Source organism: uncultured Henriciella sp. (genome assembly GCF_964005855.1).
Lineage (GTDB): Bacteria > Pseudomonadota > Alphaproteobacteria > Caulobacterales > Hyphomonadaceae > Henriciella.
Genome location: NZ_CAXFSW010000035.1, coordinates 1 through 6,767, shown reverse-complemented (window position 1 = coordinate 6,767; position 6,767 = coordinate 1). Strand labels below are relative to the sequence as shown.

The 6,767-nt window shown below is 59.1% G+C and carries 7 protein-coding genes; 2 read left to right on the top strand and 5 right to left on the bottom strand.

Features of this window, described 5'->3' with window-relative positions; translation table 11 throughout:
- The 5 genes from ABNU55_RS15485 to ABNU55_RS15465 all read right to left on the bottom strand — a co-directional run.
- Positions 1-329: sugar phosphate nucleotidyltransferase (locus tag ABNU55_RS15485; protein WP_348764574.1), on the bottom strand; the 329-nt coding region annotated here is incomplete at its 3' end.
- A 188-nt stretch (positions 330-517) separates the two neighbouring features.
- Complete coding sequence (gene rfbA, locus ABNU55_RS15480) at positions 518-1,378, bottom strand: glucose-1-phosphate thymidylyltransferase RfbA (protein WP_348764573.1); 861 nt, start codon at positions 1,376-1,378, stop codon at positions 518-520.
- On the bottom strand, positions 1,375-2,277 hold the full coding sequence (rfbD, locus tag ABNU55_RS15475; RefSeq protein WP_348764572.1) for a dTDP-4-dehydrorhamnose reductase: 903 nt from the start codon (positions 2,275-2,277) through the stop codon (positions 1,375-1,377). The genes rfbA and rfbD overlap by 4 nt, the downstream gene beginning before the upstream one ends.
- 6 nt (positions 2,278-2,283) lie before the next feature.
- Positions 2,284-3,372, bottom strand: coding sequence for a dTDP-glucose 4,6-dehydratase (gene rfbB, locus ABNU55_RS15470; protein WP_348764571.1), 1,089 nt, complete (start codon positions 3,370-3,372; stop codon positions 2,284-2,286).
- 84 nt (positions 3,373-3,456) lie between these two features.
- The gene (locus ABNU55_RS15465; RefSeq protein WP_348764570.1) at positions 3,457-4,512 is read right to left on the bottom strand and encodes a glycosyltransferase; all 1,056 of its coding nucleotides are present in this window, start codon (positions 4,510-4,512) and stop codon (positions 3,457-3,459) included.
- 282 nt (positions 4,513-4,794) lie between these two features.
- Here ABNU55_RS15465 and rfbC point away from each other — a divergent pair, with 282 nt between their 5' ends.
- Together rfbC and ABNU55_RS15455 are read left to right on the top strand one after the other, a co-directional pair.
- The gene (gene rfbC / locus ABNU55_RS15460) at positions 4,795-5,346 is read left to right on the top strand and encodes a dTDP-4-dehydrorhamnose 3,5-epimerase (RefSeq protein ID WP_348764575.1); all 552 of its coding nucleotides are present in this window, start codon (positions 4,795-4,797) and stop codon (positions 5,344-5,346) included.
- Positions 5,347-5,489: 143 nt separating this feature from the next.
- Positions 5,490-6,767: DUF2793 domain-containing protein (locus ABNU55_RS15455; protein WP_348764569.1), on the top strand; the 1,278-nt coding region annotated here is incomplete at its 3' end.

Below are 6,767 nucleotides of genomic sequence, written 5' to 3'. Positions count from 1 at the left end.
ACAAGCAGGACATCTTCAGGTGCGCTGGCAAGCGCTGCAGCGGCGATCGGCGCAGCCGAGTTGCGCCCCACTGGCTCAAGAAGGATGTCCGCCTCCCCGGCCAGGCGCTTGATCCATTCTCCATGCCGCGACGCCCCAATCACCAGCGGCCGCCCAAAGGACAGGTCATGATGAAGACGGCTGCGCTGCACCCGGTCCAGTGTCATTTCCAGCATCGTCTTGTCGCCAAGCAGTTTCAGAAACTGCTTGGGACGTTCCGGCGTCGAGAGCGGCCACAGCCGTGTGCCGTTCCCCCCGCACAGGATGACCGGTTTGATCTTGCGGCTCATTTCACCCATGACTTTAAAAGCAATACAGCCGACTTACAGGAGATTCCTCTAGATAGGATTACCGGCAAGTACGACTTCAAAGCCATCATTCTGCATAATGCAGGCAGTCCTGGCGCGCCTCGCTTGTCCAGTCCGCAAGCAGCTCGCTGCTTACCTGCACAACCTAAAGGCGGACCACCAGACCCGCGCTAGCGAAGCAGGCCGGAAAGATATTGGCCGTATTCGTTCTTGTAAGTGCCTGCGAGTTTCACCAGCTGATCGTCGCCGATGAAGCCGGCCCGCCAGGCAACTTCTTCCGGACAAGCGATCTTGATACCCTGACGTTTTTCAATCGTCTGCACGAATTGCGACGCCTGGATCAGGCCGTCGAACGTGCCGGCATCGAGCCAGGCTGTCCCGCGTGGCAGGCTGTTCACAGTCAGCTCACCCTTATTCAGATAGGTTTCGTTGATCGTCGTGATCTCGAGCTCGCCGCGTTCGGACGGCTTCACATCCTTTGCGATGTCGACGACCTGATTGTCGTAGAAATAGAGCCCCGTGACAGCCAGATTGCTTTTGGGGGTGGCAGGCTTCTCTTCAATGGAAACCGCCCGGCCCGCCTTGTCCATCTCGACGACACCGAAATCCGAAGGGTTATTGACCCGGCAGGCGAAGACCTGCGCCCCGGAGTCGAGTTGGCCGGCATTCTTCAGAATGCTGCCAAGGCCTGCGCCGTAGAACATGTTGTCGCCAAGCGCGAGCGCGCTTTTCTCATTACCAATCCATTTGTCGCCAATGATGAAAGCCTCAGCGAGGCCCCTTGCCTCGGCCTGCTCTGCATAACCGAAATTCATGCCCCAGTCGGACCCATCGCCGAGCATGCGCTGAAAGATGGGGAGCGCTTCTGGCATCGCGATCACGAGAATGTCACGGATCCCCGCCAGCATCAGCGTCGTGATGGGGTGATAGATCATTGGCTTGTCGTAGACAGGCAGGAGCTGCTTCGAGACGCCCTTCGTGATTGGATAAAGGCGCGTGCCCTTGCCGCCCGCCAGAATGATACCCTTCATGAAGTCCAAGCTCCTGTCTCTACGAGTTTGTTCACGCAGGCGCGCATACTTTCGCGCCAGTGCGGTATGGTTATGCCATAAGCGTCCTGAAGCTTGCTGCAATCCAGACGCGAATTGGCTGGTCGTGTGACCGGTGTGGGAAATTCCGCTGAGGTAATCCGGTTCACCTTCGCGGAAGGCCCCCCGCTCGCAGCGCTCTCCTCAAAGATCGCCGACGCAAAATCAGCCCAGCTCGCCTCGCCTGTGCCCGACAGGTGGTAGATACCTGCGCGAACCGGCTGCCCGTCAATCAGGATGGCGGTCGTAATCTTCGCGATGGCCTCTGCGATATCGTGCGCCGAGGTGGGGTTGCCTATCTGGTCCATGACCACACCAAGCTCATCGCGCTGATTGCCGACGCGCAGCATCGTCTTGCAGAAATTCTTGCCAAAGGGGCTGTAAACCCAGGCGGTTCTCAGGATGAGGCTGTCCGGATTCGCCTCGGTGACAGCCACCTCACCTGCCCGCTTCGTCCGGCCATAGACGCCGAGCGGGTTGACGGGATCATCTTCGGTGTAAGGCGCATCCTTGGACCCGTCGAACACATAGTCGGTCGACAGATGGATGAGGGGAATGTTCCGCTCGGCGCACAGACGCGCCAGCTCCCCGGGCGCGGCCGCGTTCAGGGCATGCGCCGCATCTTCATCGCTCTCGGCCTGATCGACTGCCGTATAGGCCGCCGCATTCACGACGAGCTTCGGACGAATATCCTCGAGCGCCGCCTTCACCGTGTCTGGCTGCAGAAGATCAAGCTCGGGACGCCCATGCGCCACGAAACTCAGACCTTCAGGCAGAGGTGTTTCGGCGAGCGCCTGAGCGACCTGGCCACGGCTGCCACAAACAAGGATATGATCCGTCATAAGCCTTCAGACTTTTTCTTCGGAGTTTTGCTTGTCTTGCGACGGCTTCTGCAGTCCGAGGCGCTCACCGGAGTAGACCGACTTGCGCAGCGGCTCCCACCATTGCGGGTTGTCGATATACCAGCGCACCGTCTTTTTCAGGCCGCTGTCGAAATTCTCTTCCGCTTTCCAGCCAAGCTCGGTTTCAAGCTTTGTTGCATCGATGGCATAGCGCTGGTCATGGCCGGGACGGTCAGCCACAAACTCGATAAGTTCCCGGCGCGGCTTATCGGCTGGCCGCACGGCATCAAGCTCGTCACAGATTGTCTGGACAACTTCCAGGTTCGTACGCTCATTGCGCCCGCCAACATTGTAGGTCTCGCCGAGCTCCCCCTTGTTGATGATGAGCCAGAGCGCCTTGGCATGGTCGTCAACATAGAGCCAGTCGCGGATATTCGACCCTGTGCCATAGACCGGCAGCGTCTTGCCCTCGAGCGCGTTCAGAATAACCAGCGGAATCAGCTTCTCCGGAAAATGATACGGCCCGTAATTATTCGAGCAGTTGGAGATCACAACTGGCAGCCCATAGGTGCGAAACCATGCCTTGGCGAGATGATCCGAGGACGCCTTGGAGGCTGAATAGGGCGAGGACGGATCATACGGGGTCGTCTCATGGAAGAGACCTTCCTCGCCGAGCGAGCCATAGACTTCATCGGTCGACACGTGCAGGAAACGGAAATCTTCCTTACCGGCCTCATCAAGCCCGTCCCAGTACTGGCGCGCCATTTCCAGCAAGGTGTAGGTGCCGACCACATTGGTCGTGATGAAGTCGCTTGGCCCCGTGATCGATCTGTCGACATGGCTCTCGGCGGCAAGGTGCATGATATGCGTCGGCCGCTCGCTTTTCATGAGGTCGTCCATCGCGGCCGCATCGCATATGTCCGCCTTTACAAGTTTGAAGCGCTCAGAATCCGAGACCGGGTCAAGATTGGCGAGATTCGCGGCATAGGTGAGCTTGTCCACCACGACCACGTCTGCATCCGTATTCTCGATCAAGTGTCGCGCAACCGCGGATCCAATGAATCCGGCCCCCCCGGTGACGATTATCTTAGCCATAGTTTTTCCCGATGGTTTCAAACGTGGTGGGTTGTAGTCAAAATCGCGATTGCATGTAAATGCCAGCAAGCACGCAGTCAGGTGTCAGGCCATTAGAGCTCTCTGATAAACGCCGCCGTCCAGGCTTTTGGCAACGTCCTGTCTCGCCCTCTCTGCGAGCGTATAACGATATTCCGCACTCTGCCGGAGTTCCCGCATCGCACGAATGGTCGCATCCTCGTCGACCCTGGCCCATTTGAGTTCTGTATTCTCATTATAAATTCCAGTCGGATCAGAGACGCTTTCCAGCTCATAAGGAAGCAGCCTTGAATTGCTCTCGGTCATGAATTGCAGATTTCCCGACCATCCTGTCGCCATGACCGGCTTGCCGAGCGCCATCGCCTCCGCGAGGACAAGCCCAAAGCCCTCGGAGCGATGGGTCGAGACGATTAGGTCGGTCTCGCGAACAAGCTGCGTCATCTCTGCGCCGGTCATGGTGTGGGTGAGGAGACGTATGCGCGCATCGTTCGATTCCGCCAATTTCAGCTCCCGCGCAAATTCAGGAAATTGCTCCAGATTACGGCATTTCACGATCAGCTCGACTCCAGGGTCGCCTTCAAATGCACGGAGGAAAGCCCGTACTGTCGCCATTATGTTCTTGCGATGAAAAGAGGAACGTCCGTCTGCGCTGCAAAGCATACGGAAAGGCGCACCGGTCACTTCGCAGGGCAGCTCCAAGGGTCGCATGTCTGGCACGGGTACGTGATGCGGCACGGTTTTGACGGGCTTGGCAAAGTCAGGGCCCAGGCTCTCAGCCACAAACTGGCTCGGCACCCAGACTTCCGAGAGATATCTGGCGTTCCGGGGCCAGTCCGGGGGCACAGCTGGCAGCTCCCAGGCCCAGCACCCCATGATCCGCCAATTGTGCCAGCGCCTGAGCCCCAACCCTATCAGGGCCCGGCGCGTTTCGGGCGCATTGGCAAAAAGCAGAAGCGTGCCGGATCGAGATTGCGGCATTGGCTCAATCGCCTCCGCGGCGGCGTGTTCGACCTGGTTGAACATTTCGGCAAGGTCGACGGCTATGGGCCGATGCCCTTGCCGGGAAAGGGCCGAATGACAAGCCATGGCGGCCCGGCCGATCCCGTTAGATGTCCGGAACATGCCTGCGACCACCAGAGGCTCTTCGAACGAACCGCCCCCCGAGGAGACAGCCCGCGGTCTCGGCAGGGTGGCCTCATGATAAAGGTAGCGGCCCGCGCGGCCTGGTATGTTCAGAAATCTCGTCATTGTCTCTACTGCGGTCCCCACCTGCGCCGCGCAAGATGCATGATTTGGCCGCAGATTGAAACAGCCTCAGCCCGCGCCTGTTCAAAGAGCCGGCTTTATGGCAAGCGGCCAGACTGAAACGCTAAACAGTACAGGTGGACCGGGGAAAGCATGTCACTGAAGATCGAAGAACTTGAGATTAAGGATGTAAAGCTCGTCACGCCGCCGCGATTTGGCGATGCCCGCGGCTTTTTCAGTGAAACCTACAATGCCGCACGCTTTAAAGAAGCCGGCATTGAGGCCGATTTTGTCCAGGACAATCACTCCTACTCGGCGCCTGCGGGCACAGTGCGCGGCCTGCACTATCAGAAGCCGCCCTATGCCCAGGCCAAACTCGTGCGCGTCTTGCGCGGCTCCATCATTGATGTTGCCGTCGATGTGCGTCCGGGATCACCGACATATGGCAAATGGGTGAGCGCGAAACTCTCTTCCGAGAACGGCGTCCAGATTTTCGTCCCTCGCGGCTTCCTGCATGGCTTTGCCACGCTCGAGCCGGATACGGAGATCGCCTACAAGGTGGACAATTACTATTCGAAGGAATGTGACGGCGCCGTTTTCTGGAATGATCCGGACCTCGGCATCGACTGGGGCATCGAGACGGGTACGGCCCTGCTTTCCGACAAGGACCGGGAAGCCCAGCGCTTTGCCGATTTCCAGTCGCCTTTCTAGGCGTGGCCAGCACGGTCCTTTGAGGCAAGGAGAGTGTGAGCCCCGCCCGCCATTGCCGCGATGGCGGCCCTTCGAGCTGATATATCCCACCGCATACGGAGAAGCAGCATACTCAGAGGCGACCCAATTCTCCGGAGCGCCTCATGGACACCACCCCTCGCCTCGCCCTTCCCTATCTTCAGCAAAATCAGGCCCAGAAACACGTCACCCTGAATGACGCGCTCCGGCGCCTCGACGCGCTTGTTCAGATGCACGTTCTCAGCGCGGCGACATCCGGGCCGCCCGCTTCCCCGGCAGATGGCGATGCCTATCTTTTGCCGGCGGAGCCCCTTTCAGCCGATTGGTCTATCGCCAGCGAAGGTCAGCTTGCCGTTTTTCAGGACGGCACTTGGGAATTTCTCACACCACGCACCGGCTGGCTGGTTTTCGATGCCGAAAGCGGCGCACTCCTCCTCTTCGACGGTTCAGGCTGGACGAACCTGTCGGATCGCAGCTTTTCAAAGCTTGGCATCAACACCGATGCCAGTGACACAAACCGTCTGTCGGTGAAGGCTGATGCCGAACTGCTGAGCCATGACGATGTGACGCCCGGCAGCGGCGACGCGCGGAAAATCATCAACAAGGCCGACATCTCCAAAACGGCGTCTGTTCTCTTCCAGACCGGTTTCTCAGGGCGTGCGGAGTTTGGCTTGACGGGCAGCGAGGACTTCCAGCTAAAGGTCAGCGCCGATGGCAGCTCATGGACAAGCGCGCTGGAAATCGCCAATACCGATGGCGCGGCGCGCTTCCCGGCGGGCGTGGTCCATACCGAGACGGGCTTGCCGGTCGCGCACTATATTCCCTCGCCTGTCGCTGAACTCTGGCGGCTGGATACGCTTCGCCTTGCAACCCCACGCAGCTATACGCTCGACGGTGCTTCCGGCACGACACTCACCCTTTCTTCGACGCAGGCAGGTGAGATTTTCGGCCCCGGCATGCGGGGCAATGCGGCCGTGCGCATCTGGAACGTGACCAAGGCGCCAGCAGAGCCCGCATGGATAGATTACGACCTCTCCGCCACAGAACTTCGCGTCACAGACGCCGCTCATGTCGCAGGCTGGAGCCCTGGTGACACGCTGCAGCTTGGGGATCCATCTCCCACAGGCACCAATTCACTGAACATGGTAGCAATCGACATCAGCGGATATCTTGCCAGCAAGCTCGGCACGGTTTTCCAACAGAAGGGGCTCATGCTTGGCTTCTATGTTTCGTCTGCGACAGGGCCAGCTGGCATTGATGTTTCACCGGATGGCTCGACAGGCTCAGCCACCGGCGGAAACGCCCTGGTGGACGGCACACGAAACTCGATGTCGCTTCCCGTCCCGACCGTCATCGCCTCACCGATTTCCAACAGCAATCTGCTCTTCCTGCGCGAAGGGCTA